Origin of the sequence: Roseimaritima multifibrata, from assembly GCF_007741495.1 — a bacterium.
GTDB lineage: Bacteria > Planctomycetota > Planctomycetia > Pirellulales > Pirellulaceae > Roseimaritima > Roseimaritima multifibrata.
The window spans coordinates 4923224-4949632 of record NZ_CP036262.1; the positions used below are offsets into that span (position 1 = coordinate 4923224).

Annotated in this window: 23 protein-coding genes; 17 read left to right on the forward strand and 6 right to left on the reverse strand. The window is 54.1% G+C overall.

Going from position 1 to position 26409, the window contains the following annotated elements; all coding sequences use genetic code 11:
• Window positions 1-115: 115 nt before the first annotated feature.
• The 3 genes from FF011L_RS17795 to FF011L_RS26435 form a co-directional block, all read right to left on the reverse strand.
• Window positions 116-1096 carry an SDR family oxidoreductase gene (locus FF011L_RS17795; RefSeq protein WP_145352936.1) on the reverse strand — a complete coding sequence of 327 codons (981 nt, stop codon included), beginning with the start codon at window positions 1094-1096 and terminating at the stop codon, window positions 116-118.
• A gap of 228 nt (window positions 1097-1324) precedes the next feature.
• A complete protein-coding gene (gene typA / locus FF011L_RS17800; protein ID WP_145352937.1) occupies window positions 1325-3145 on the reverse strand; it encodes a translational GTPase TypA in 1821 nt (606 codons plus the stop codon).
• Between the two features lie 199 nt (window positions 3146-3344).
• Complete coding sequence (locus FF011L_RS26435; protein ID WP_218933250.1) at window positions 3345-3941, reverse strand: hypothetical protein; 597 nt, start codon at window positions 3939-3941, stop codon at window positions 3345-3347.
• A gap of 286 nt (window positions 3942-4227) precedes the next feature.
• On the opposite strand from FF011L_RS26435, the gene FF011L_RS17810 reads away from it, so the two are divergent.
• The 12 genes from FF011L_RS17810 to FF011L_RS17860 all read left to right on the forward strand — a co-directional run bounded on the left by FF011L_RS17810 (window position 4228) and on the right by FF011L_RS17860 (window position 16552).
• Complete coding sequence (locus FF011L_RS17810) at window positions 4228-5565, forward strand: Na(+)-translocating NADH-quinone reductase subunit A (RefSeq protein ID WP_145352938.1); 1338 nt, start codon at window positions 4228-4230, stop codon at window positions 5563-5565.
• Between the two features lie 4 nt (window positions 5566-5569).
• Complete coding sequence (locus FF011L_RS17815; protein ID WP_145352939.1) at window positions 5570-6874, forward strand: NADH:ubiquinone reductase (Na(+)-transporting) subunit B; 1305 nt, start codon at window positions 5570-5572, stop codon at window positions 6872-6874.
• Entirely contained in the window at window positions 6861-7832 is a 972-nt protein-coding gene (locus tag FF011L_RS17820) for a Na(+)-translocating NADH-quinone reductase subunit C (protein WP_145352940.1), read from the forward strand. Before FF011L_RS17815 ends, FF011L_RS17820 begins: the two co-directional genes overlap by 14 nt.
• Before the next feature lie 2 nt (window positions 7833-7834).
• Window positions 7835-8464, forward strand: coding sequence for an NADH:ubiquinone reductase (Na(+)-transporting) subunit D (locus FF011L_RS17825; protein WP_145352941.1), 630 nt, complete (start codon window positions 7835-7837; stop codon window positions 8462-8464).
• A gap of 5 nt (window positions 8465-8469) precedes the next feature.
• A complete protein-coding gene (gene nqrE / locus FF011L_RS17830) occupies window positions 8470-9102 on the forward strand; it encodes an NADH:ubiquinone reductase (Na(+)-transporting) subunit E (RefSeq protein WP_145352942.1) in 633 nt (210 codons plus the stop codon).
• 23 nt (window positions 9103-9125) lie between these two features.
• Window positions 9126-10355 carry an NADH:ubiquinone reductase (Na(+)-transporting) subunit F gene (nqrF, locus tag FF011L_RS17835; protein WP_145352943.1) on the forward strand — a complete coding sequence of 410 codons (1230 nt, stop codon included), beginning with the start codon at window positions 9126-9128 and terminating at the stop codon, window positions 10353-10355.
• Window positions 10356-10754: 399 nt separating this feature from the next.
• Window positions 10755-11891 carry an FAD:protein FMN transferase gene (locus FF011L_RS17840; protein ID WP_246109485.1) on the forward strand — a complete coding sequence of 379 codons (1137 nt, stop codon included), beginning with the start codon at window positions 10755-10757 and terminating at the stop codon, window positions 11889-11891.
• The gene (nqrM, locus tag FF011L_RS26890) at window positions 11888-12133 is read left to right on the forward strand and encodes a (Na+)-NQR maturation NqrM (protein ID WP_246109486.1); all 246 of its coding nucleotides are present in this window, start codon (window positions 11888-11890) and stop codon (window positions 12131-12133) included. Before FF011L_RS17840 ends, nqrM begins: the two co-directional genes overlap by 4 nt.
• Window positions 12134-12473: 340 nt before the next feature.
• Window positions 12474-13130: a PilZ domain-containing protein gene (locus FF011L_RS17845; protein WP_145352944.1), complete on the forward strand. Its 657-nt coding sequence runs from the start codon at window positions 12474-12476 to the stop codon at window positions 13128-13130.
• Between the two features lie 189 nt (window positions 13131-13319).
• Entirely contained in the window at window positions 13320-14753 is a 1434-nt protein-coding gene (gene rimO / locus FF011L_RS17850; protein ID WP_145352945.1) for a 30S ribosomal protein S12 methylthiotransferase RimO, read from the forward strand.
• Window positions 14754-14831: 78 nt separating this feature from the next.
• Window positions 14832-15413 (forward strand): CDP-diacylglycerol--glycerol-3-phosphate 3-phosphatidyltransferase, encoded by a 582-nt coding sequence (pgsA, locus tag FF011L_RS17855; RefSeq protein ID WP_145352946.1) that lies wholly within the window; start codon window positions 14832-14834, stop codon window positions 15411-15413.
• A 5-nt stretch (window positions 15414-15418) separates the two neighbouring features.
• On the forward strand, window positions 15419-16552 hold the full coding sequence (locus FF011L_RS17860; RefSeq protein WP_145352947.1) for a CPBP family intramembrane glutamic endopeptidase: 1134 nt from the start codon (window positions 15419-15421) through the stop codon (window positions 16550-16552).
• Between the two features lie 40 nt (window positions 16553-16592).
• Here FF011L_RS17860 and FF011L_RS17865 read toward each other — a convergent pair whose 3' ends face one another.
• Entirely contained in the window at window positions 16593-17879 is a 1287-nt protein-coding gene (locus tag FF011L_RS17865) for a polysaccharide pyruvyl transferase family protein (protein WP_145352948.1), read from the reverse strand.
• A gap of 2 nt (window positions 17880-17881) precedes the next feature.
• Between FF011L_RS17865 and FF011L_RS17870 the strand changes: the two genes are divergently transcribed.
• The 5 genes from FF011L_RS17870 to FF011L_RS17890 all read left to right on the forward strand — a co-directional run bounded on the left by FF011L_RS17870 (window position 17882) and on the right by FF011L_RS17890 (window position 23894).
• The gene (locus tag FF011L_RS17870) at window positions 17882-18799 is read left to right on the forward strand and encodes an MOSC domain-containing protein (RefSeq protein WP_246109487.1); all 918 of its coding nucleotides are present in this window, start codon (window positions 17882-17884) and stop codon (window positions 18797-18799) included.
• Window positions 18800-19022: 223 nt separating this feature from the next.
• Complete coding sequence (locus tag FF011L_RS17875) at window positions 19023-19514, forward strand: RNA polymerase sigma factor (RefSeq protein ID WP_145352949.1); 492 nt, start codon at window positions 19023-19025, stop codon at window positions 19512-19514.
• Window positions 19511-20155 (forward strand): hypothetical protein, encoded by a 645-nt coding sequence (locus tag FF011L_RS17880; protein ID WP_145352950.1) that lies wholly within the window; start codon window positions 19511-19513, stop codon window positions 20153-20155. Before FF011L_RS17875 ends, FF011L_RS17880 begins: the two co-directional genes overlap by 4 nt.
• Window positions 20156-20647: 492 nt before the next feature.
• Window positions 20648-22231 carry a hypothetical protein gene (locus FF011L_RS17885; protein ID WP_145352951.1) on the forward strand — a complete coding sequence of 528 codons (1584 nt, stop codon included), beginning with the start codon at window positions 20648-20650 and terminating at the stop codon, window positions 22229-22231.
• Between the two features lie 61 nt (window positions 22232-22292).
• Window positions 22293-23894, forward strand: coding sequence for a DUF1559 family PulG-like putative transporter (locus FF011L_RS17890; RefSeq protein ID WP_145352952.1), 1602 nt, complete (start codon window positions 22293-22295; stop codon window positions 23892-23894).
• A 794-nt stretch (window positions 23895-24688) separates the two neighbouring features.
• Here FF011L_RS17890 and ygfZ read toward each other — a convergent pair.
• Entirely contained in the window at window positions 24689-25588 is a 900-nt protein-coding gene (gene ygfZ / locus FF011L_RS17895; RefSeq protein ID WP_218932709.1) for a CAF17-like 4Fe-4S cluster assembly/insertion protein YgfZ, read from the reverse strand.
• A gap of 18 nt (window positions 25589-25606) precedes the next feature.
• The gene (locus FF011L_RS17900) at window positions 25607-26383 is read right to left on the reverse strand and encodes a sugar phosphate isomerase/epimerase family protein (RefSeq protein ID WP_246109488.1); all 777 of its coding nucleotides are present in this window, start codon (window positions 26381-26383) and stop codon (window positions 25607-25609) included.
• Window positions 26384-26409 lie beyond the last annotated feature (26 nt).

Consider the following 26409-nt stretch of genomic DNA (forward strand, 5'->3'; position numbering starts at 1 on the left):
GGCAGGAAGGTAAGGCAGGCGACTTGCTTCCGTTTTGAAACAGGCCGTGTAGTCCTTCATTATAACAACATCGGCACGTCATTGACAAGATCGTGACGAAAGTCCCGGCAAATCGTTAGATAAGCGTCGCACGAATCTGCAGAGGCCCCACCTCACCACCCAGTGGTTCAACATGCCAATTTTGGCCTTCAGGCACCCAATCAGCATTTAATGGCCAGGGCTGGAAAATTTCGCCCCCTAGCTCCGACAACAGCCGACTGGAATCCATCGTCACATCGCCCGCCCTGGGAGGCATTGGGCCAGCATCGACACGTGGGCAGCCCTTTAAAAGATCCGGGGAATAGCCACCGACTCGATTAATAACTTGCGCGATCTGATAAAGACTCAGCTGCCGAGGAGCGCCCGCATGGAACAATCCGGCCAAACGATTGCCAAGCAAACGCTCATACAGACGATTCATGCACCCCACATAAGTCGGCGTGCGGACCTCGTCGTAATAAAGCGTGGCAGGCAGGTTTCTGGCAAACCGCGATTCAATCCAGTCGATCGCGCCGGCATGCCCGTTGGCACTCAATCCCATCGGCAAGGAGATCCGCAGCACACAGCTGTCGGGATGCAGATCCTGAACAACCTGTTCACCGATCACCATCGTCTTTCCGTACACCGTGACCGGATCGGGAGTATCGTCTTCCAAGTACTGCCCGCCGTCGCGTCCCGCAAAAACCAAATCCGAGGAAAGATGAATCATGCGTGTTCCATGCGCCGCAGCAAGCATGGCAACGTTTCGAGTCCCCAAGACATTGACCCGGTCCGCCATTTCAGGGTCCAGCTCACAGGCCTTCAAATTGCAAGAACCGGCAAAACTTAGGACACTGCCAAAACGATGCTTGTCCCACAATTCGGCCAAAGCTTCCGCGTCAAACGTGTCGCAACTGACAACTCCTTCACCGGTCAATCGTCGATTGCGACTGGGGTGGATCGCGATCACTTGCCCTTCACCAGGAAAGCGTTTCCGAAAATGATGGTAGGCATTAAAACCGGGGACTCCCGGGACGCCACAAATCAAAATAGGTAATCGGATCGCTTCAGAAGGCATCAGAAAAAGGACATACGCAGAAGAGGACAGGAACACCTAAATCAAGCGCAAAGAAACGCTACTGCACGGCGTGCGGCCGTGACGCCTCATGGAGAGGCCGCCACAAATAAGCTACATCAAACCGCGTTCAGATCTTAGCAAATGAGGCGGGATTCAATCGTGTCGACGCGTTGCCAGAATGTAGACCACCGCCCGATGACGGCAGCTACATTCAAAACACAAAACGCGTTAGCGGACGCCAGCCATTCGGCGTCCACCACGTCGACGCTCGGATTCTTTCAACATGATTTTACGCAGGCGAATCTTGGTCGGCGTGACTTCCACAAGCTCATCGGCCTCGATGTACTCTAGAGCCGCTTCAAGGGATAGTTCGCGTGGTGGCTTCAGAATGACATTTTCGTCACTGCCACTTGCTCGCATGTTGGTCAGTTTCTTTTCGCGGCAAGGGTTCACCGTCATGTCACTTTCGCGAGCATTTTCGCCAACGATCATCCCTTCGTAGATCTCTGCACCTGGAGGGACAAACAGATCGCTTCGATCCTGCAGGGTGAACATCGCAAATGGCATCGCTTTGCCGGCGACCATTGAAATCAACACGCCGTTACTACGTGCGGGGACATCCCCTTCAACTGGTTGATAACCGTAAAAACGGTTGTGCATGATCGCGGTCCCGCGAGTCATGTTCAACAATCGAGTCCGCAATCCGATCAAGCCACGAGCGGGAATCAAGAATCGCAGGACGCTGTATTCATTGCGCTGCTGCATTTCTTCCAGCTGTCCGCGGCGCAAACCGACCAGTTCCATAACCGGTCCCATGTTTTCCGTGGGGACTTCGACGTTCAAAACTTCGAACGGTTCGTGCTGTTTGCCGTCGATGGTCTTGAAGACAACTCGTGGTTTCCCAACGCTCAATTCGAAACCTTCTCGACGCATGGTTTCAACAAGAATCGCCAAGTGCAACACACCACGTCCGCGAACCGCGTAGGCTTCGGTCCCCTCGACCATTTCAACACGCAGTGCCACGTTTCGCTCAAGCTCTTTCATCAAGCGAGCTTTAAGCTGACGGGTTGTGACGTACTTTCCTTCGCGGCCAACAAATGGCGAAGTGTTCACACTGAAAACCATCTCCAAAGTCGGCTCGTCAACCTTCAGACGGGGCAGGGCGTTATTCGCTCCAGCCACCGAAATCGTGTCTCCGATTTCAACGTCGGCTAAACCTTCAACGGCGACGATGTCACCGGCGGTTGCCAGCTCTGTCGAAGCGCGTCCCAGCATGTCAAAGGTATACAACCCGGCAATCTTCTGAGCCGTAGGACCTTTCTGCTGATGCAATTCGATTGTTTGATTCGGTGTCATATTCCCAGCACGAATTCGCCCCACGGCGATTCTGCCGACATACTCCGACCAGTCCAGCGTGGTGACCATCATCTGCAGCGGAGCATCAGGATCGACTTCAGGTCCGGGCAGCGAATCGACAACCAAGTCCAACAGCGGACGCATGTCTTCGCCACGCTGAGTGGGATCTAGAGTGGCAAAGCCCTCTTTTGCAGACGTGTAGACATAACGGACGTCATCCAACTGTTCTTCACCACCGAGGTCCGCCAGCAGTTCCAACGCCTCGTCGAGCGCTTCGGCCGGGCGACCATCCGGGCGATCGACCTTATTGACGACCACAATTGGCTTGACGCCAGCTTCCAGAGCCTTTTCAAGCACAAACCGGGTTTGCGGCATCGGGCCCTCTGCGGCGTCGACCAACACCAAGGCTCCATCGGCCATCTGAACCACGCGTTCGACTTCGCCGCCGAAATCCGCGTGACCCGGGGTGTCGATGATGTTGATCTTGACCCCTCGGTAGGGGATCGAGATGTTCTTGGAAAGAATGGTAATCCCACGTTCTTTTTCCAAATCATTGGAATCAAGAACACGTTCTCCTGAAAGCTGATTATCACGGAACTGACCGCTCTGACGCAGCAAACAGTCGACGAGGGTGGTTTTCCCATGGTCGACGTGGGCGATAATAACGATGTTTCGAATGTCTTCGCGACGCATGCCAAAGCTACTTGCAATAAAAGGGAACTCTCACAGAGCCTTGGTGACCCCAAGACGCCATGTCCGGACTCTCGCGAATCCGGGATGCCTTGCAGCAGCACGCTCGCTCCGGAATAAACGGTATCAGCTATTTCTAAATGGACCGCGTTTCCCCCCTCGCAGGGACATCCCTGCCGCAGGCTTTGCGCAAATCCGAAAATTAGTGTTGGTGGTGGGTGATAACGGCTTTCGATTCCTTATCACCAGTGGTCGCGACAAGGCTGACTTTCACCCCCGACTTTTTATCGGCAGTCATTTTCACATGATTAAATAACGCAGGGTCCGCTAATCGCCAAGCCCTAACGCCAAGTTCTTTATTTTGCTTGAGGCTATAGGGCGGCAATTTTTCGTCGCCAAGGGTCACCTGAAAAGTGACGGCGGAGACTTCCGCAGCCGATTCAGGAAAGAAAACTTGCAGCTCTTTTCCTTCATCCAAAATCACCCATTCGGCCTCGATATCCGCTGGCTCCAGATCGGCGAAATGACCGCCGTTTGGACCAAGCGTGTGATCGTGCCCCGCATGGTCGTCATGATCGCCTTCCGCACGCCCTTCATGGTGCCCATCCTCCCCTTCGTGATCGCCATGATCTTCATCGTGGCCGTGGCCGTCTTCGTGGCTGTGTCCATGATCATCGACCGCCGGGGCTGGTTCTGGGTCCGCAGGCTTCTTTTCGCAGCCGGTTACCCCTAATCCTAACATTGCCAACAATACCGACGTCGCTGCCATAAAACGGACCGAAGAGAATTTAAGAACCATTTTCAAAGTCACTCCAAAAAAGAAAGAAAGTAAGCTTGTGTTAGTGAATGTACGCAGTGAAGGTACGCAGGGATCGCCGTTAGGACCAGTCCTGCGGCAGTGAGATAGACCCCCGCAAGCCACACCTATTTTTCTTTTAATGCCCCTCCAGGGCACCTTTGTCAATCGCCGACCATCTGCTAAAAAGAGCTTCCCGCGATAAATACACGTGCGTCGCGGGTTCTTTTTTAGAATACCTTGTGATTATTTTCACAAACTTTTAGCAGCGGTTCCCGGAACTTCATTCATGACCGTAATCAAGAAAGGACTTAACCTGCCGATCACCGGTTCGCCGGAGCAGCGGGTTGAGCAAGCGCCGCATTCTCGCCAGGTGGCATTAATAGGGGACGACTACATTGGGATGCGTCCCACCATGTTGGTCCAGCCTGGCGACCGAGTCCAACTTGGGCAGCCTGTCTTCGAAGACAAAAAGACAGAAGGCGTCGTCTACACCGCTCCTGCCGCCGGCGTTGTCGCTGCGGTAAACCGCGGGGCAAAACGAAAATTCGAATCGTTGGTGATCGACGTCGATGGCGACGAAGCGGTCGACTTCGGAGCGGCAGAACCTCGTTCGCTTGATCGCGACGCGATCATTGCAAAACTGACGGCCAGCGGATTATGGTCGGCTTTCCGCACTCGTCCGTTTGGACGTGTTCCGTTGCCAAGCAGCCAACCGCATTCGATCTTCGTGCAGGCGATGGACACCAATCCATTGGCAGCCGATCCGGTTGTCGCTTTGGCCGAACGCAACGAAGAATTCACTCAGGGTTTGCTTGCGATTCAAAAGCTGACGGACGGTTCGACGTTTGTTTGCAAGAACCGCAAATCCGAAATCCCAGGGGACGGCGTCCCGGGTGTTCGAGTCGAAATTTTCGAGGGGCCTCATCCTGCGGGATTGCCCGGAACCCACATTCATACGCTTGACCCGGTCGGCCCGACCAAGACGGTTTGGTACATCAATTACCAGGACGTCGCGGCGATCGGATCTCTGCTGCGAACCGGACGACTCGATACGCGACGCGTGATCTCGCTCGCCGGCCCGATGGTCACGCAACCCCGTCTGCTGGAGACTCGACTAGGTGCCGAAATCGGCAACCTCGTCGCCGGTCAGATCGATCCTGAGCGAACGCCTCGAATCATTTCGGGTTCGGTTCTCAACGGACGAACCGCGACCGAGCCAGTCAATTTCCTTGGGCGTTACAGCAACCAGATCTCGGTCATCGAAGAAGGGGACCACCGAGAATTCCTGGGCTGGCAGATGCCCGGTTTTGATAAATTTTCGACAACCCGTGTCTACGCAGCCTCCATGCTGAAAGACAAAAAATTTGATTTCACCAGCAGCACCGGCGGGAGCGAGCGGGCAATGGTACCGCTGGGGACTTACGAAAAGGTAATGCCCCTCGACATTCTGGCAACGCAGCTTTTGCGTTCCCTGATTGTCCGTGACACCGAACAAGCTCAACTCCTAGGTGCCCTCGAGTTAGAAGAAGAAGATCTGGCCCTCTGCACATTCGTCTGCCCAGGCAAATACGAATACGGCTCGATCCTTCGCGACAACTTGACCACCATCGAACAAGAAGGTTAAGCCGATGCAAGCATTGCGAGAGATACTGGACAAAGTCCATCCGCATTTTGCCAAGGGAGGCCTTTTAGAGAAGGCCTACCCGGTCTACGAATCGATCGATACGTTTCTGTATACCCCCGGCGAAACCACCAAAGGTCTGACGCACGTTCGCGATGCGATTGACCTTAAGCGGATGATGATCACGGTTGTACTGGCCTTAGTTCCAGTCGCCTTATTTGGAATGTGGAATGTTGGCTACCAAGCCAACCTTGCACTTGAAGCGATGGAATCCGTGGAGGTTGCGGTCGCTCAGGACTGGCACCATCAGTTCCATCATTTCCTTGGATTTGAAAACGACTCATCCGATCACCTGAACAACTTTATTTTGGGAGCGATCTTTTTCATCCCAATTTACGGTGTCTGCATGTTCGTCGGCGGCCATGTTGAAATGGTCTTCAGCGTCATCCGCGGGCACGAAATCAACGAAGGTTTCTTGGTAACAGGACTCCTGTTCCCGCTGACGCTGCCCGCATCGATACCGCTGTGGCAAGTGGCGGTGGGGATCGCGTTTGGGGTGATCGTTGCCAAAGAGGTCTTTGGCGGCACCGGACGCAACTTCCTGAACGTCGCCTTAACGGCTCGGGCCTACCTATACTTTGCTCATGCCGGTGACATCAGCGGCGACAAAGTCTGGACGGCTGTCGACGGCTTCAGCGGTGCAACTCCGCTGGGGGCTCTGGCAACTGCCAAGGCTCCTGCTGTTGCGGACCGACCTGAATTTGTCGATGCGACCCTTGGCGGTTTGCAGCACGCATTTTCTTCGACCACCGCGTCGGGAGATGTGGCGGCTCCGGTCACCTGGATGAATTCGTTCCTTGGAACGATTCAGGGCTGCGTTGGCGAAACCAGTGCACTGCTTTGCATCGTCGGGGCGTTGATCCTGATCGCCGCGGGCATTGGATCCTGGCGAATTATGGCCAGCGTCATCCTGGGAGTCTTCGCGACGACGCTGATCATGAATCAAGTCGAAAGCGATACCAACGCAATGTTCGCCGTACCGTTTCACTGGCACATGGTGCTTGGTGGCCTAGCTTTCGGGCTCGTCTTTATGGCGACCGACCCGGTTAGTGCCTCGATGACCAATACCGGTAAATGGCTTTATGGCTTTTTAATTGGGCTGATGACGGTCTTAATCCGTGTCGCCAACCCCGCGTTTCCAGAGGGAGTGATGCTGGCGATTTTGTTCGGCAACGTCTTCGCTCCCCTTATTGATTATTTCGTCATGCAGGCCAATATTCGGCGGAGGACGGCTCGTTATGCAACAACGTGATTCTTTGCAATACACCGTCGGTGTCGCCTTGGCGCTCTGCGTGGTTTGCTCACTTAGTGTGAGTGCTGCGTATGTGCTGCTAAAACCGATGCAGGACGAAAACCGCAAACTGGACCGGCAAAAGAACATTGTCGATGCGGCTGGTTTAGCTGCCGATGAACTGGGGATTCCCGCATCGGATCTAACCAAAGAACAAGTCCAAGAACTATACAAAGTCGTGGAAGAACGGTTCGTCGATTTGCGAACCGGTGACTACACGACCGCTGTTGACGACGATTACGACCCCAGGGAAGCCGTTAACAACAGCGACAAGGTATTGACCGAAGAGGTTTCCGACGAAGTTCAGAACCCTCTTGGAAATGACATTCGCGAGCGAGTCGTTCGCGTTTATTTGATCAAAGATTTCAAAGATCCCTCCGTCGTCCGCCAGGTTGTCTTGCCCGTTTACGGCAAAGGCCTCTGGTCGACGCTGTTCGGATATCTAGCGTTAAAGCGAGATACCGAAACGGTTCAGGGGCTCACTTTTTACGAGCATGCTGAAACCCCGGGACTTGGCGGTGAAGTTGACAACGCAAAATGGAAAGCCCAATGGGTTGGCCGCAAGGTCTACAACCCTGAAGGAGTTCCCTCCCTCGGTGTCGCCAAAGGGCCTGCTCCCGGAGACAACCCGTACCTAGTTGACGGACTTTCCGGTGCCACCATCACCAGTAACGGGGTCACGAATCTGCTCCGCTACTGGGTCAGCGATGAGGGCTACGGCCACTACTTGGACAAACTAAAGATTGAACTCGACGGCGGCGAACCAGTCCCTACGACGGGCGACCTGGGAACCGGCGAAGATTCATCTGGAGATAGCCAAAGTACCTCTGCCGATGGCGAAGGTACGGAGACCGCAATTCCAGTTGTCGAACGCAAAGACCCGGCCACCCCTGACGCAGCGGAAGGAGAGTCGAAATAGCCATGGCGAAACCAAAAATTACCGAGGTCCTGTTTGGGCCTATTTTCACCAACAACCCGATTGCGTTGCAAATCTTGGGCATCTGTTCGGCACTTGCCGTCACGACCAAGATGCAAACCGCATTGGTTATGTCGATTGCCGTGATCGCGGTGGTGGCATGCAGCAACGCGGCGGTGAGTGCGATTCGGCATTACATCCCCAGCAGCATCCGGATCATCGTTCAGATGACCGTCATCGCGTCGCTGGTGATCATCGTTGACCAAATCTTAAAGGCTTACCTTTTCGAAACCAGCAAACAACTTTCCGTTTTTGTCGGTTTGATTATCACCAACTGTATCGTGATGGGACGAGCCGAAGGCTTCGCAATGAAGAACGGCGTTCCCCTCAGTTTCATGGATGGTCTCGGTAACGGACTGGGCTACGGCATGGTCCTGATGGTCGTCGCATTCTTCCGCGAACTATTCGGCAGCGGTACCGTTTTCGGCGTCGAAGTTTTCCGCACCATTCGGGAAGAAGGGGGTTGGTATGACCCTGACAACCTGATGCTCCTACCCCCCAGTGCTTTCTTCCTGATCGGTTTCATGATCTGGGTGATCCGCGTGTTCTACCCTGAACAGATCGAGGAGGCGTAATTGCCATGAACGAATACATCAACATTTTTATCAAAGCGGTTTTCGTCGAAAACCTTGCACTCGCCTTCTTTCTGGGGATGTGTACGTTTTTGGCGATTTCCAAAAACGTCAAAACAGCCATGGGGCTGGGCGTTGCCGTCGTCGTGATCCTTTCGATCACCGTTCCGGCGAACAATCTGATCTTCACCTACCTACTGAAGCCAGGAGCCCTTGTTTGGCTACCTGAAGGAATCCTGTCGACCGAAAACGCCAAGCAATTGGACCTAACGTTCCTCAGTTTCATCAGTTACATCGGGGTGATTGCCGCGATGGTTCAGATCCTAGAGATGTTCCTCGACCGGTTCTTTCCACCGCTCTATAACGCTTTGGGTATTTTCCTACCATTGATCACGGTCAACTGTGCAATTTTGGGTGCTTCGCTGTTCATGGAACAACGCCGCTACGACTTTGCCGAATCGTGTGTCTATGGTTTCGGTTGTGGAGTCGGTTGGGCACTCGCGATTGCTGCTTTGGCAGGGATCCGGGAAAAGCTGAAATACTCCGATGTCCCCCCTGGCCTCCGCGGTTTAGGGATTACTTTTATCACCGTCGGTTTGATGGCATTGGCCTTCATGTCGTTTGGTGGGATCCAACTGTAACCAGCTAACGCGGATTTGAATCGATGGGTACTGTAGTAATCGTTAGTGGCGTGGCATTGTTCACGCTGATGATCTTAGCTCTGGTCTTTTTGATCTTGGTGGCGAAATGGCAACTGGTCCCTTCGGGGCCGGTTAAAATCACCATCAACAACCAAAAAGAAGTCGAAGTCCCTGCGGGTGGAAAACTGCTGGGTGCTTTGGCGGACGCAGGGGTTTTTGTTTCCAGCGCCTGTGGCGGTGGTGGCACCTGTGCCCAGTGTGAAGTGGTCATTCATAAGGGTGGTGGCGATATCCTGGCCACCGAAAAGAATCATATCACTCCTAAAGAAGCCCGCGAAGGGAAACGCCTTAGCTGCCAAGTCGCTGTCAAACAGGACATGGACGTTGAAGTTCCCCCCGAAGCGTTCGACACCAAAAAGTGGATCTGCAAAGTTCGCAGCAACGACAACGTTGCCACGTTCATTAAAGAACTGGTTTTGGAACTTCCCTCGGGTGAAGAAGTCGCTTTCCAGGCGGGTGGATACATTCAAATTGAATGCCCCCCACACATCGTCGAATACAAGAACTTTGACATCAATCCTCGCTTCCACGAGGACTGGGACAAGTACGACATTTGGCGCTATGTCTCCAAAGTTGACGAACCGGTGGTCCGAGCCTATTCGATGGCCAACTACCCTGGCGAAGAGGGGATCATCATGCTGAACGTGCGTGTTGCTAGTCCTCCTCCAAGAGCCCCTGAAGGAACTCCTCCAGGTCAGATGTCCAGTTACATCTTCAACCTGAAACCGGGTGACGAAGTTACCATCAGCGGTCCTTACGGTGAATTCTTTATCAAAGACACCGAAGCCGAAATGGTTTACATCGGGGGTGGAGCCGGTATGGCTCCGCTGCGTAGTCACATCTTTGAACTCTTCAAACGAGCCAAGACGGGCCGCAAGGTTTCGTACTGGTACGGTGGCCGAAGCAGTCGCGAACTGTTCTACGTCGACCACTTCCGGAAGATCGAAGAAGACTTCCCGAACTTCAAATTCAATATCGCCCTCAGCGAACCGTTGCCGGAAGACAACTGGGATGGTTACCGTGGTTTCATCCACCAGGTGTTACTTGAAAACTACCTGAAAAACCATCCGGCGCCTGAAGATATCGAATACTACATCTGTGGTCCGCCGATGATGAATGCGGCTGTCTTTAAGATGCTGGATGACCTTGGTGTTCAACCAGAGAACATCGCCTACGATGACTTTGGCGGTTAATTTTATCCCCCAAAGCGTTTTACACGCCTTCACTCTCCCCGGCGGGAGAGTCAAGGCTTAGCAGGGCGTGGCTGACCACGCCCCGTGCGATCCAACGGATCCTCCGCTCACGAAGAATCGCCGTTCCTTAACAAAGGAACGTGAAGCGAGCGTTTAACCATCTGCATGAGCTGCATTCGCAACTCAAAATCGCACGTCCGCCGGGAAAGACGTGTTGAAGAAAGCATTCTGTTGCCTTTGCGAGTGTCGCCTTTCGCTCCGCGAAAGTTGCGTTTGCAGGCGATACTTTCGCGGAGCGAAAGGCGACATTAATGGATTCACAGCCTTGAACGGCACGGAACTCAGACCGCCGCAGTTCCCAGCACAGGGCAGGGTGGAGGATCAGGTAAAATGTTATTTATGCCTACTGCACAACAAATCAAGCCGATCGAATCCACGCCACCGATACTCGGTAAAGCGATGCCGGGGGTGCATGCAATGTGTGGAATCTTCGCCATTGCGGCAATCCTTTTTTCCGGCTGCGCGCCAACAGAATCAACGCTTCCCCTTGCAGACGATTCGCAGTCCGTTCGAATCATCGAGGCCAATGGGCGGACGATGGGGACGACCTACATGGTCAAACTGGCCAACCCGCCAGCCGAACTTCCCGATGATTGGCAATTAGTACTGGATGCCGAGTTACGGAACGTCAACGACCAGATGTCGACCTATTTAGAAAGCTCCGAAATCAGCCGATTCAATCGCTCGGAGTCGACCGATTGGTTCCCTGTCAGCCAAGAAACGGCCGACGTTGTCGCCGCGGCTCAGGAAATATCCGAAGAGACCGGAGGGGCGTTCGACGTTACGGTTGCCCCTTTGGTAAATGCCTGGAGCTTCGGCCCCGGAAAACGAACCCAAGAACCGCCGACGAAGGAAACGATTGCCGACCTACGGAAGAGAATCGGGTATGAACATCTTTCCGTTCAGATGTCCCCACCCGCTTTACGAAAAGCGATCCCCGAATTGTCTGTTGACCTCTCAGCGATCGCCAAAGGGCATGGAGTCGACCGATTGGTTTTGGTCTTAAAAGAATTGAACGTGGAACACGCCTTCGTCGACATTGGCGGAGAGGTTCGTTTACTGGGCGATCGAATCGACCGCCCATGGGGTGTCGGAATCCAGGTTCCCGATGGGACTCCAAACGAAGTTGTCACGGCGCTTCCGCTTAGCGATGCTGCGATTGCCACGTCCGGGGATTACCGCAACTACTTTGACAGTGACGGGGAACGCTATTCGCACACGATCGATCCACGCACAGGATATCCCGTAAAGCATGACCTGGCTTCGGTATCGGTGATCGCCGAATCGTGCATGTTGGCGGATGGCTGGGCGACCGCGATCAATGTGCTGGGAGGAGAGGCGGGGAGAGTCTTAGCGGTCGAGAGAAAGATGGACGTCATGCTGATCCGCCGGCAGGGGGACAGTTACCAAACAACGCGCACCGGTATTTTTGAAACCGGGCTGGAATCCTTGAAACCATCTAAGGGGACGCAATGACCTATTTAAGCATTTTCACACTCGCAGGGATTGTATTTACCGTCTTTTTGCTTGTCCTAGCCGCCATGGCCGTGGGGGTCATGTTTGGCCGACGAGCGATCAGCGGATCGTGTGGCGGGCTGGGGAACAAGACCGACGGCGAGGGGAACACCAGCTGCAGCCTGTGCCAAAACCCCAGCGAATCGTGCAAAGAACTGAAGGCACAGATGGCCGAATCAGCCTCGACGGAACCCCCTAAATAGAAGTACACCAGCCACCTGGGCTGTCGCCTTTCGCTCCGTGAAAGTAGCGTTAAGAGAGCGTTCTTTCATGGAGCGAAAGGCGACAATCACTAAATCAACAAGCCGCTCTCGCCGTTCCGCGAAGAAAGCAGATGGCATTGCCTGCCCCCCTCACCAGGTTGGCTCAAGCGTTTTTTGCCTGATTCACTCGCGTTTTGGGGCAATTCTGCAGTGGAAAACCACTAGGTTTCTGCTCGCGAGACAAGAGCCAAATAAGTTGGCTTTTTAAACGCTAACCAGGCCCTTTAGTGAGCTAGATTTAAGTTGAGAAACCTTATCTAGCACACCGGCTGCGAAGACCATGACCCCACCGCTGAATCCGCAAAGACGCGAACGCAACCGGTTCACTGTAGACCTGATCACGAAAATCCCGGTTCGTATCACCTGCATCGACGGGGCGGTCGGGAGCCGGCACTCTGGCACGTTGACCGATTTGAGTGTCGATGGCTGCCAACTGCAACTCGCGATCCCCTTACCTCAAGAGGTCCAGAACGTGACCCTTTTGATGGAGCAGACCGCGATGGCGTTTTCGATGGAAACCGTTGCGGAGATTTGCTGGGGTCGTCAAACAAGTTACGGGCAAATCTCTTATGGCCTTAAATTCCATCGTTCGATTCCCGAGGACGTCCTGGATCAAATGATTCAGCGAGGCTTGGTTTCGCGGCGTGACAATGCGCGGTGCCCGATTCAGCTCAAAGGGCGTCTGAGAATGCAATTAGCGTCGAATCCGCCTCAAGATACCGAGATTACCGACCTTTCCGACGGCGGCGTGCGGCTCCGAACCAGCCAGCCTCTGGCCGCAGGTGAACGCCTGTTACTAGAACTTCCAGGCAGCCTGCGTGCGATGCTCCGCGTCGTCTGGAGCATGGAATCGGAAGCCTATCACTTTGCAGGCTGTGCCTTCCTGACCAACGCTTCGCGCGACGCGGTCCAATCCGCGGCCAGCCAATCGGCATAGCTCCGGCCGGCAGCGGGATACCGCAGGGATTCGCCCTGCGAGAAGAGCCCCACGCCAGCAGCGGAGCGAGCGGCTTTCGCTGGGTTTCCATTGGACGCCTAGCTGTTTTCCTGTGAACCGGGTAGGCTTTCAGCAGGCCTATTTATTTCCGCCGCGATTCCTTAGCGACATTTTCAGGTTTAGCAAACCATGCAGTTACCGATCATTTCCGACGCCTCATCCAATGTCGGCCAGGTACGTGCTGGCGATAATCCAAATGGGGATAAAAGGCGCGGGCAATACGCTGTAATCAGCTTGGGTTGCCCGAAAAACCTAGTCGATACCGAGCAGATGCTAGGACGACTGGAAGAGGACGGATACCGGATGATTTCGGGCACCGATGGAGCCGATTTCGTTGTTATCAACACGTGCGGTTTTATCGATTCGGCGCGAGACGAATCTTTCGGTGCGATCGACGAGATGCTGGACCTGAAACGGCAGGGTAAAATCGGCGGCGTCGTAGTGACCGGATGTCTAGCCGAACGCCAACGCGACCAATTGCTGGAAGCTCGTCCTGAAATCGATGCACTTATCGGAGTCTTTGGCCGCGACGAAATCGTTGCGGTCGCCGACCGATTAGCCGGTGGGATTCGCGAGCAACGGACGATCTTCCGTCCGGCCCCTGTCCGAGCCCTCCCCGACACCCACCGTGTCGCGGTCACTCCAAGGCACTTTGCCTACTTAAAAATCTCTGAAGGATGTGATCGGTTGTGCACGTTTTGCGCAATTCCAAAAATGCGAGGCAAACATGCCAGCAAGCCGATCGAAACGATTGTTGCCGAAGCAGAGCAACTGGCTCGATCGGGCGTCCGGGAAATGGTCGTCGTGGCTCAGGATACGACCTATTACGGCATGGACCTGTACGGGAAACCGCGGCTAACGGAACTGCTGGAAAAACTAGACGCGATCGAAGGGCTGGATTGGATTCGGATGATGTACTTCTACCCGATGTACATCGACGACCGGTTGTTAGACACGATCGCCGCCGCCAAGCGGATCGTTCCCTACATTGACATCCCGCTGCAACATGGCAGCAACCAGATGCTTAAACGGATGGCTCGCCGCGTCAACCGCGACGGGATGAATGAGATCCTTGGACGGATGCGAGAGAAAATCGATCGCTTAGTCCTGCGAACCACGTTCATCACCGGCTTCCCCGGCGAAACCGATCAAGATTTCGATCAACTTGTCGACTTGGTCGAAGAGCAGCGATTCGAACATCTGGGCGTGTTTACGTATTCGATCGAAGATGGCACCCCGGCCATAAAACTGCCGGCCCGTGTGCCTCTGTCGGTTGCCGAAGAACGTCGCGACCACTTAATGGCAGTCCAACAACCGATCGCCTTCGCCTGGAATGAAAGCCGTGTTGGCACGACCGAAGAAGTGCTAATCGATAGTGAACTACCGGAACAACCAGGGATTTGGATCGGCCGAACCTACAGCGATGCTCCCGATATCGATGGCCTCGTTTACGTGACATCGGACCCCGCGCAACCTTTGGCTGCCGGCCAAATGGTCCCCTGCGAACTCGTTGCTTCGCAAGGCTACGATTTGGTTGGTGTCCCGATTGCAGCCGCACACTAACTCCTCCGATTGCATACGCGTAGGTGGCGGAGTGGTCCGCTTCCCGTGCTTCAGGAGAACTAACGACCGATGACCAGCATGTCTTCTTCTACAACCGTTTCGCCCTACAACGTACCGAACCTGCTGACGTCCATCCGCTTCATCCTTGCAGTCGGTGTGATTGCATTCATTGCGATGTCTTGGTTTGGAACCGCATTGGTAACGTTTGTCATTGCCGCGTCCACCGACTGGATGGACGGCTATTACGCTAGGCGATATGGCCAAGTCACCAAACTAGGACGGATCTTTGACCCGTTTGTCGATAAAATTATCGTCTGTGGTGCCTTCACCAGTCTGGTCGAAATCAGCGGGTCCGGAGTCGCTGCCTGGATGGCCATCATTGTCATCGGACGCGAATTATTAGTCACCAGCCTTCGCGGAATGGTCGAAGGTGCAGGAGGCGATTTTTCCGCCAGCCAGCTTGGTAAATGGAAGATGGTCCTGCAGTGCGTCGCAATTGGTTTTACACTGCTTTGCTTAGCACTGCAGACCCCCGAGCCATGGTTGGTTTGGGTTACGATGGGAACCTTGTGGGGCGCTATCTTGCTAACCGTTTACTCGGGAATTGACTATGTCATCATCGCCTCGAGAGTGATGACTTCCGAAACTCCCGCGAAGTAAATTTGATGGCTGAATTAGGGATCCAACTGCTGATGGCCTTCATGGCCAGCTTGTTAGTCGGAGGACTGTTTGCCTGGAGCTGGACGTTTTACCGATTGATAAAACGCCTGCCCGTCTTTCCTCCAGAACCTCGGTTACCGATCAACTGGGGACTTGCCGAAGTCCTGATGACCCTTGGCGTCTATATCCTGGCGACAACGATCCTGGGGGTTGCTGCACTCTTCGCAGGAGTCCAATTCACCGAACAGATTCCGACGTCAAGCGAACAGGACTTGGCACAGACCGTACAAAAATCAGCGACGAGCGAACCGCTTTCGCCGCAAGCAGAACCGTCAGCAGAAACCGAAACGGCAGATTCCGAAGCGGGTTCACTTGCGATCTCCGATTCCGAAACAGAATCAACCACCGACCGGCCGCCACCTCCACCGCATCAATCCGCAGAACGGATAGGAGCCTTTCTAACGATCGACGCAACAGCTCGACTAGTGACAATTGCCGTGGTCCTTGGGCTGCTGTCTCTTTTCGATCGCAAGATCATTCGCCGAATGGGTTGGATACCCAAACGTCGAGACTTCAGATTGGGGGTTGTCGCGGCTTGCATGCTGTTGCCCCTGCTGTTCTTGTTTCAATCGGTCCTGAACTATTACGTACCGTATGAGCACAGCGTTTTAGACGTCATCAGTCAACAACCACCGCAGTGGGTATTGTTGGCAATGGCCTTTACGTCGGTGATCGCTGCTCCACTGGCCGAAGAGTTCTTTTTCCGTGGGATGCTTCAAGGGGGCCTGCAACGGATTGCCAACGCCGGACTGGATCGCCAGATTGCAGCGGAGCAACAAAGCAATTTACCGGCAGACACTTCGGCAGACTTGGCAGAAGAACCTCTAGCTCCACGCCGTGACTGGAACCAGATCGTCACCAGCAATCAAGTCGCTCAGTGGCCGTTTTGGCCTATCCTGGTTTCCAGTCTGTTCTTTGCATTGGTCCATTTCGGACAAGGGGCGGCCCCGATTTCGCTCTTCTTTTTCTCGCTAGGACTTGGGCTGCTGTACCATTTAACCGGCAGGTTATGGGCCAGCATCACCGTGCACGCGATGCTAAACGCAATCAGCACCGCAATGGCCATCCTGTCGGTCTAACGGACCACAGAACAGCAGTAACAATGGCTGGCAGGCTGATCTAGGTTGCCAACGATTTCTTGAGTTGCTTCATTGTTTCAGCCTGCCGTTGTTCGACGAAGGCTTTTGCCTTGGCCGCTTTCGCTTTGGCCGCTTCGGGTTGGGTTGCGATTTGCATGACCGCAGCCGGGATTTTGGCGACCTGCGATTCATCATCCAAATCGAACAACCAGTCTTCCAAACCGATGTCTTGCCACATGAACCCTTTGCTGGTCTGTTCCGCAAATCGACAGACGATTGCGGGAACTCCGTGGCCGACACACATGATCGGCGAATGCATCTCATTGCCAAACAGACCTGCACTTCGGACATAAGTGCTAACCGCTTCGCCGGTTAACCAGTAGTCCGGTCTCCAGACCACCCGTTTCAGGACGTCGGCTGGCAACCGATCATAAAGAACCTCTTTGCCAACTCGCATTTGCGTTTGGTCTTCGGGGCACAACAAAATCTTCAAATCGGTTTCTCGAACGACTTGCATGATCGACTGCCGCAACGCTTCATGATCATGTTCCTTCATCTGTTCATTGCGAGCATGTTTCACCGGATCCAATTCGCGCTTCTTTTCCGGAATGGTCCAGTAAGGCGTGTACCGCAAACGCGGAATACAGCACAAGAATTTGCCAGCCTGCAGATCGTGACTCTGCAAGAAAGCATCCGCTTTTTCATCATCGCGAAGGTCACAGGCAAAGGCACCATCGGGGCCAAATTCCATGACCGGCGATTTACAGTCCAGCGACTTCGCGAATTCCAGTGACTTTGAATCACGGAAGTAGACAAATTCAGCGTTGCTCAGGACATCCACAGTCTTCTGCAGTGCGGCATTGGACGTTGGCTTCGTCGACGCGGATCCTTTGAACGGCAGAGTGATCCCGTAGACCCCATACGGTTTGCCAGTCGCTTCGGACCAGCGGATCACATCGCGCTGCGCGACCAACGAGGGTCCCGATCCATGCAGAAGAAAATCGTTTTCATCAAACGCCCGTTTTAAATCGGCAGCTCCTTTGATAAATCGAACATTTGGAAACTGATCGCGCAGAATCTGTTCCACTCCGTTGCCAAGGTTACTAGGCCAAAGAGTAACCTCCACATCCGGCAGATGCGTTTCCAAAATCCGAAGGACGCCTGGAGTATGGGCGATGTCACCGATATTCACCGTCTGCCAGGACGATCGCAATAGGATTCGTTTCGGGCTTGATTCCGCGGCACGGGTGAGAGTCGCCCCTGCGGTCAATAAAGCTACCTGAGACAAAAAATGACGACGCGGATTCGAAAGGGTCATGGAGGGCATGCTTGATTAGTGAGTATGGATGGTATGGCGTGATTCCCTCGGGACCGGCAAGCGGCCGCGGTGCCAAGCAAACGATGAGGGAAGCCTCCATTGTAAGTCGCCTGACCGGCGAGCGTGACAACTATCTGCAAGCCGTCCCACGGAGGTCTCGCAGCCCTATAATGACAGCTGTCCACCAATTGCTTTCCGCCAACGAAAAGAGAAATCGAGTGACCATTCAGCTGCTTTCTCTTCAGGTTGGAATGCCTGAGATCCTTGATCCGGAAAAACCGTGGACCTCTGGAATTGGCAAGACCGCGGTATCCGACCCGCGTTGGATCGGGCAAACCCAAATCGAAGGAGATGGACAAGCCGATCAAGTCCATCATGGCGGGCCTCATAAAGCGGTATGCGTTTATTCGGCGGACCACTATCCCTACTGGCGCGAGCAGCATCGCGACAAGAAATGGCCATGGGGATCTTTTGGCGAAAATTTTACCGTCCAAAACCTCTCGGAAACCGAGGTTTGCATCGGCGATATCTGGAAGATCGGAGAAACCAAACTTCAGGTTTCCCAGCCGCGTCAGCCCTGCTGGAAGCTGGCTCGATTCTGGGACATCAAAGACCTTGCACTGCAGGTCCAACAGAACGGGAAGACAGGTTGGTATTTACGAGTCCTAGAGGAAGGGCGTGTGCAGGCGGGTATGTCAATCTTGCTGGAGTCGCGATCGAATCCTCGCTGGACGATCGCGGCGGCCAATGAAATCATGCACCACGACAAGCAAAACGTTGCCGCTGCGGCAGACCTCCTGGCCCTGCCGGAACTCTCGCCCAGCTGGGTCGAAACGCTTACTAAACGTGTCCAAAAACAGGCTCCAGCCGATCCACAACAGCGACTGTCCGGCAACTCCAGCGACGTCTCGTCGCCAGAGAGCGAATAATCCGACTTGGGTTTTTCGACAGGGTGAACCGATCGTTGATCGCAAGGATCCTACGATCCTACGATCCTACGCAGGGAGCGGCGATGTCTATCTAGCGAGGAAAGAGACACGCTATAAAAAAGGTTCAAGAAACGGACAGAAATCGTGGGAAACCCGCGATCGAGCGGTGACTAATAAGTAGAACGCACCTGTCCGAGACCGCTTTTCCTGCATTGCACGGCTCATGGATTCTCAATCCCTTCAAACCCTCATCGACCAACACGGTGCGGCTTTGAAACTGATTGCCAGCCAGTACTGTGATCACGCGGAAGACGCGGTCCAAGAGGCGCTGCTTGCGCTCATCGATCAACACGAACCTCCACGCGATGTGCCGGCATGGATGTTTACCACGGTGCGTCGAAAAGCGATGAATATGACTCGCGCTGAAGTGCGTAGACGCAAACATCACCGCCATGCAGGCGAAAACCACGCTGCTTGGTTCTGTGAATCCCCCACGGAGCCATCCTTGCCCGGGGACTGCCAAGCCGCCCTAAAACAACTAAATCCTCAAAATCGAGAAATTGTCATTTTAAGAATTTGGGGAGAACAGACCTTTGAACAAATCGCCACGGTTGTCCAGTTGTCGCTCAGCACCGTGCATCGCCGCTACCAAGATGCGATTGCGGAACTGGAACGACATATCGCGGATCCCACCACGACGGAGATAAACCAATGAACCAACACAATCCTTTTGAAGATCGGCTGCGAAAACTGAAGCCTCAACCGGTTCAGTTGGATGCTTCGTCGGTTTTGGAATCGGCAAGTCGCCTATCGGCATCCCTGGCTTCTCGTCCATCGGAATCGACGGTCACTCCCCCAACACACAATCGCTACCCCGGCTGGCTGGTCACGTCGGTCGGGTTGTCAGGATTTGCAGCAGGAATCCTGTTGACGTTGGGGACAGTTGCGATGCTGTCAGACAACCGCCCCAAACAAGTTGCCAATGACGCCCCACCCAATACAGCGCCCGTCATCGCTACGACGAAGACCCCAGAACCTACGATAGCGGACACAAACTTGGCAGGTACCGAGAAACCACTAACCGAAAAAACAAGCAAGAGCGGGACGCTGCCAACTAAGGGACAGAGTTCGCTGCAGATGGCGGAGGATCAATGGGTGAGCCTCCTTGAGCAATCGACCTTATCGGTGCGTGCCGTCCATCCATCGCCAGCCGCGAAATCCAACCAAGATTCCAATCGATGGGCCGTGCAATTCAATCCAGTTGCCGATTCCCCCTCTGCGCTGCCCGTTAAAAAACAGATCCTTACGGCTCGCTCCATGGATGTCGTCGACCAGTGGCTAGGCGGGGAATCCTAGTAAATAACAGGAACGCAGCGGTAACTCGCTGCCCTATCTGATCCTGGCTCCCCTCTCCCCTTCGCTGAATGCGAGTGGAGCTCGCATTCAGCGAAGGGGAGAGGGGCTGGGGGAGGGGGGTATGCGTTCGTTTGTGGATACGCTTTGGGACGAACCAATTCGTCGGCTTCCGTCATCGCGGAGCCAATTCCTACACAAGCTGGACAGCGACCAAATGCTGCAAACCACTCAACACAGATAGCCATTTTGCAATTTGCAATTCTCCTTACTTACAAGCCAGTTTCGTAGGAGACACGCCCAACGCAATCTGCCCAGCTATCCACCATAGATTTCTTTTCGGCCCCCGCACCCCCAGCCCCTCTCCCCCAAATCCCAGGCAAGCTCCACTTGCCTGAAATTTGAGGGGGAGGGGAGCCAGAGTGAGTTTAGCTGACGACGCATTCCTGCAAAATTTTAGTCTCGTTTCCCGTCTCGTTTAAAAGTGCCTTTTGCATGCCTCCCTTAAAAACCTTTTGGCCGCGTTACGTTACGACCGTTTTATGTGTACTGGGATTGCTTCTAACAACACCGGTCATCGCTCAGCAAAACGAACTGCAAGGCAATTCGAAATCGGAATCGGATTCGAAAAAGCCTGCAAGTCATGAACGATGGATCACTCAACAAGACGAAAATGGAAATATTCAGGTCCGGCACCTCACACTCCATTCGGCGGCCGAACCGCGTCCCGCGTTGCGGTACCAACTGATACCCGATGCATTCCATGCGAAGCCGGGTAATTCGGCGATCTATTACCTTAAGGCAATGGGATTTCTAGAGCAGCACAATGCGCAAGAAAAACTGACGCAGATCTTCCGTCAAGCTCATCAGAAGGCGAGCGAAGCGGGCATCCAACAGAATTTGCTCGAACCTTATGTCTGGGAGGACATGCCGCCAGACCAACTGCCACTGGAAGAAGTCAAAGAATACTTGTCTCTGACATCGTTCCAGGCGGAACTTCTAAAGGAAGCTGCCGCTCGCCGAGACTTTGATTTAGAACGGAACCTGCAAGACGTCGATAGCGTGATTGGCTATCTGTTGCCAGAAATCCAAGGCATGCGTCAACTGGCACGGACCAATAGCATTCGCTCCCGCGTGGCAATCGCCGAAGAGCGATATGACGATGCGATGGAAACCATCGGCCAACAATTCGCTTTGGGCCGTCACCTGGGACAGGATGACTTTTTTGTCTCCAACCTGGTTGGGGTTGCGATCGCGTCGATCGGTTGGTCCGATCTACTGTCGCTGCAAGAACAAACGAACGCGCCAAGTCTCTACTGGGCCCTTGCCAGTTTGCCCGCCCCATTAGTCGATACCGGACGTGCCGAAGCGGTGGAACGCAAAATACTGTACGAAGAATTCATAACTTTCAAACGCGTCACGGAAGCTCCGCAACCTGCCGGATACTGGCAAGCATGGGTCAAAGACTTGGCTGACGAACGGTTCGAATGGATGTTGGAAATCAGCGATCCTGGCCCTGAACTGCGAAGGACAGCACTCGTCGCTGCGATCGCGACAAGCTACCCCAGTGCAAAAAAGTACCTGATCGAAGAACTTGGATTCGATCCCAAACAAGTCGAAGCCTATCCCACGGCTCAAGTGGTCAGCTTGGCGACCGTCAAGTTCTACGATTTTTGGCGAGATGAGTTCTACAAATGGCATTGCCTTCCATATTGGCAGGTGACGGAATCGAGCGATGCCAACAGCGTGGAGCGACGGTTTCGCGACGCCTGTAAAAACGCGGGATGGTTTTCTAAACCGACGGAGCAACTACTTCCCGCACTGTTTGCATTTCGCAGCGCCCAGGTCCGGGCCCAACAACAGATCGCGATGGCTCAGACCGTCGAGGCAATTCGCCTGCATCTACACCAGCATGATGGCAATTTCCCTGAATCGCTTGCAGACCTTTCGTTTCCAGCTCCCTTGGACCCCGCGAACAACCAACCTTTCCAATACGAAAGAGCAGGGGAGACGTTTGTATTAGAAGGACAAAGCTTGTCAAACCGAAGAACGCGGCTTGTCCTTCATAACGCTCCCTAACAAATCCCAACCCGCCGCGGAAGCGAGGGACCTCACCACCACACCGTCACGAAAGTTCTCCATGAACACTTTAAAACGCATTCTAATTTCCTACGGCACTTACCTGCTGCTATCGGTTGTCTGCCTACTTCCGGCGAGTGGACAAACAACCAATGTCCTCTATCCCGCAGACGAAACGATGCAGCGGATAAAACCGTTCGTCGATGAAACGACATTTATGGTGGTCCGCATCGACCCCAAATCGATGGGCGACTTGGAATCGCTTCATGGAAAACTAAAACAACTCTCTCCCGTTCTCGCTAAAACCTTTGCGACGAATCTGCCAAGCATCCGGCAAGCTTTCGAGAAAGTAGAGGCGATGTCCGGGGGTCAAGCTATCTACCAAACCATTGGCATTCCCTATTCCGAAACCCAAACCAGTTGGTTCACATTTTTTGAATCGCCGTCGGATACGGAAGTTGCCCCGGTCCAACAGTACCTTCCGTTTGGTGATTCATGGAAAACCTATCGCCATCAATCAATGACAGTCGTCAGCAAGAAAGAGGGTTCCACGGCCGAAGCTGGCCCCATCCCGGCAAGCACCCATCAAGCGTTTACGCAGGCCCTGAAAGCGATCGAATCGTACCCCATTCAAATCGCGATCGCCCCGCCGTCTTATGCCGTCAGGACCTTTCGTGAACTCTCTCCGCAGCTTCCGCCTTCATTGGGCGGTGGTTCCAGTGACGTCCTTACCAATGGAATCGAGTGGATGGCGATCGGAATCGACCCGCAACATTTAAAGGGGAAATGGACCATCCAGTCCCAATCCCCGGACGCAGCATCCGCGCTGGCAGACCATTTGCCCAAAATCATGCGGGGTGCCCAGCAGTCGCTTGCGTCACAAACCGCTGCAATGCCTCCTGCATCGATGGACGCGTTGATTTCCTGGATCACGCCAACCGTCCAAGGGAGCCAACTGGTGAAAGACCTTCAACTGGACGACACGCATGCCCAATTGGTGAAGTTCTTTGCGGGCTTTGTCGGTCAAGTCGAGGGACAAGCCCAAGCCGACGCAACAACGCGACAATTCAAAACCATCATGTTGGCCATGCACAACTTTCACGATGTGCACAAACACCTGCCGCCAGGGGACTCCAAGAACAAAGAGGAAAAACCTCTGCTAAGTTGGCGAGTTTACTTGCTTCCCTTTTTAGGAGAAGCCGACCTGTATGATCAATTTCACCTGGACGAACCGTGGGATAGTGAACACAACCTGACACTCCTGGAACAGATGCCTGCGATCTACGCAAACAAGCTGCCGCTGACAGGTCAGACGTCGCTTCCCGCCGGTCACACAACGTATGTAGCTCCTCGCGGGGAACGGACCATATTCCCGCTTGAACTGGAGGGGCAGGGGACCCTTTTCTCACAGATCATCGATGGGACAAGCAACACCGTTGCGATCGTCGAAGTGACCGATGAACGTGCTGTCCCCTGGACCGCGCCGCAAGACTACGCCTACGACGTCGACAATCCGGCGGAAGGCCTTCAAACCCGCACCAGCAAAAGATGGCTAGCCGGGATTTGTGACGGGAGTGTCCGCAGGTTTCCCGCTTCCCTGGATGCGGAAATGGTTCGCAGGCTGTTTGATCGAGCCGACGGGAATCCCATCGAGACGGAATAATGCACGGTAGAAAGCAGACGGGGCAACGCGCCGCATGAAGCAGGCGTCTGCGTATGCATTGGTGAGTGCCGTCTTTCGCTCGGGACGTGTGATAAATAAGCAGTGAGTGTGGCAGGGAGAAAAGGCCCCATGCCAGCTTGCCTGGCATGAAGTCAAGATTTGAAATTAGTTTGCATGGCTCCAGGAAAATGCATCCAGTTCGGATTGCCGCTTTCAGCGGCAATCCGAACTGGATGCAAAACCGTGGGGGCAACCATCTCTAATTTCAAATCTTGCGTTCCTGTCGGGTAAACCGACGAGGGGACGTGGCGCTCGGATGTCTGGGCAGGTGCCAGCGGCTGTCAAACCGTCAACTCATTTATCGCGTGTCCCCCGTGAAAGCAGCGCGTGCAAACGCTACTTTCGCGGAGCGAAAGGCGACGCTATTTACAGGGCAACCATCTCTAATTTCAAATTTTGCGTTCCTGTCGGGTAAACCGACGAGGGGACGTGGCGCTCGGATGTCTGGGCAGGTGCCAGCGGCTGTCAAACCGTCAACTTATTTATCGCGTGTCCCCCGTGAAAGTAGCGTGTGCAAACGCTACTTTCGCGGAGCGAAAGACGACACTATTTACAGGGCAACCATCTCTAATTTCAAATCTTGCGTTCCTGTCGGGTAAACCGACGAGGGGACGTGGCGCTCGGATGTCTGGGCAGGTGCCAGCGTCTGTCAAACCGTCAACTTATTTATCGCGTGTCCCCCGTGAAAGCAGCGCGTGCAAACGCTACTTTCGCGGAGCGAAAGACGACACTAATTACAGAACGGTTGCTTCATAGTCGCCGCAGCGGGCTTGGCTGCCGGGATCGAAATGGGAGCGGCGGGCAAATCCTAGTGCAAACGTTTTGCCTTGGTCGACAACCGACGAAGTGATTTTCCCGACCTTCTTTTCACCGTCTAACAGATCGGTACCAGGAGCGATCGGTTCGGTGGTATCGATCTGCCAACGAACGATCTTCTTTTGAACCTGTCCCAACGCATCCAGGCGGGCGACCGTTTCTTGACCGAGGTAACAGCCCTTGGTGAACGAAATCGTTTGCTCGTTGCGATCCGCTTCTTGGGGCAACTGGCTGTCGTCGATATCGACTCCGTACCAAGGAAAGCGAGCGGCAATCCTTCGCTTTTCGAACTCGACGGCATCCCCTTCGGCTATCGACTGCTGCGCGAAAAATTCTAACAGCCCATGCTGTGGATCTTCCGGCATGCACAGCCATCCGCCGCTCCCCAACCAAGGAATCTCGTAAACCTGCACAACATGCCCTTGCAGGTCATAGGATTGGTTCGCCAGCAGAGGCGGTTCGCCAGCGACCAGTCCCCACTCTTTCGTCAGTCGGGCCGCTCCGTCACCACTTACCAGATAGCCGGGTGCCCATGATTCAACTTCGGCTGGATGGCAGTCTTCGCGAATCGTGTAACGATCGATGTGCCCCAAAAGAACTTCCGCTTGTCCTGGAGACCCAAAAAACCGAAATCCGGTGGAATTTTTGAACAGGCAACCATGGGCGAGTGTTCGTCCGCGCACTTCCGTCACAAACGTTTCCACTCCATGCCCCACGTCCAACAGTTTTAAATTGGCGGTGCAGAGATTATTGAGAATGGTAACCGCATCGACACCAAGAACGTCGACAACCGTCGCTTCATTGATCTTAAAAAACACAGTGAACTCCGAAGTGATTTATAGACTGGAAAGATATTGGATATTGCGAGTCACCTGATCGGCGCCTTCGCCGTCGGCTCCGACCACAAACCAGCCTCGATATTGTCGTTCTTCCAAGCGTCCAAGGATCTGAGGAAAGTCCGCCGTTCCATCGCCGACCGGGACTGCGATGCCTCGTCCCTGAGCCAAATCTTGGACTCCATCGCGGGCGATCACCAGCCGAACGGTTTCACGCAGTGCCACCAAGGATTCATCCACAGAGAATCCGTTGATAATTAGGTTCCCGGGATTAAACGCGGCCCCCAGCAGGGCACTGGGGTCGGCCGTGAGTAGGGCAGCCATCTGTTCACCCGATTCCGTTCCGGTTTCGGCGGCGAGAAACGCTCCGATATGGGTCCCAAATCGTCCGAGGTCACTCAAGACGGTCGCCAGCTGCTTGTAGCTTTCCGATTCCGGGTCGGCCGGGATTCGACCGATCTGGTTCGATACCACATCGCAGCCCAACCGGTAGGCCATCCGCATCGCTTGCTTGGTCGCGTCGACTCGTTCATCCAGCCGATTTTGATGTCCATAGCCGTGTCGGGTCTGAAAACGAACTGAACTAACCCGCAAATTCAGATCATCCAGCATCTTCCGCAATTGTCGGCAAGCAGTATCGGTCAATTCGGATGGCCGAACCCCATTTCGAGCGTCGATTTCTACTCCGGTGGCCCCCGCTTGCGCCGCTGCATGCAATGCTTTCTTTAGAGGCAAATTAAAAGCCGAAAGTCGGGCAGCAATTTTTAGCTCAGGCACTTGGTAAATTTCCAATCATTTTAAGA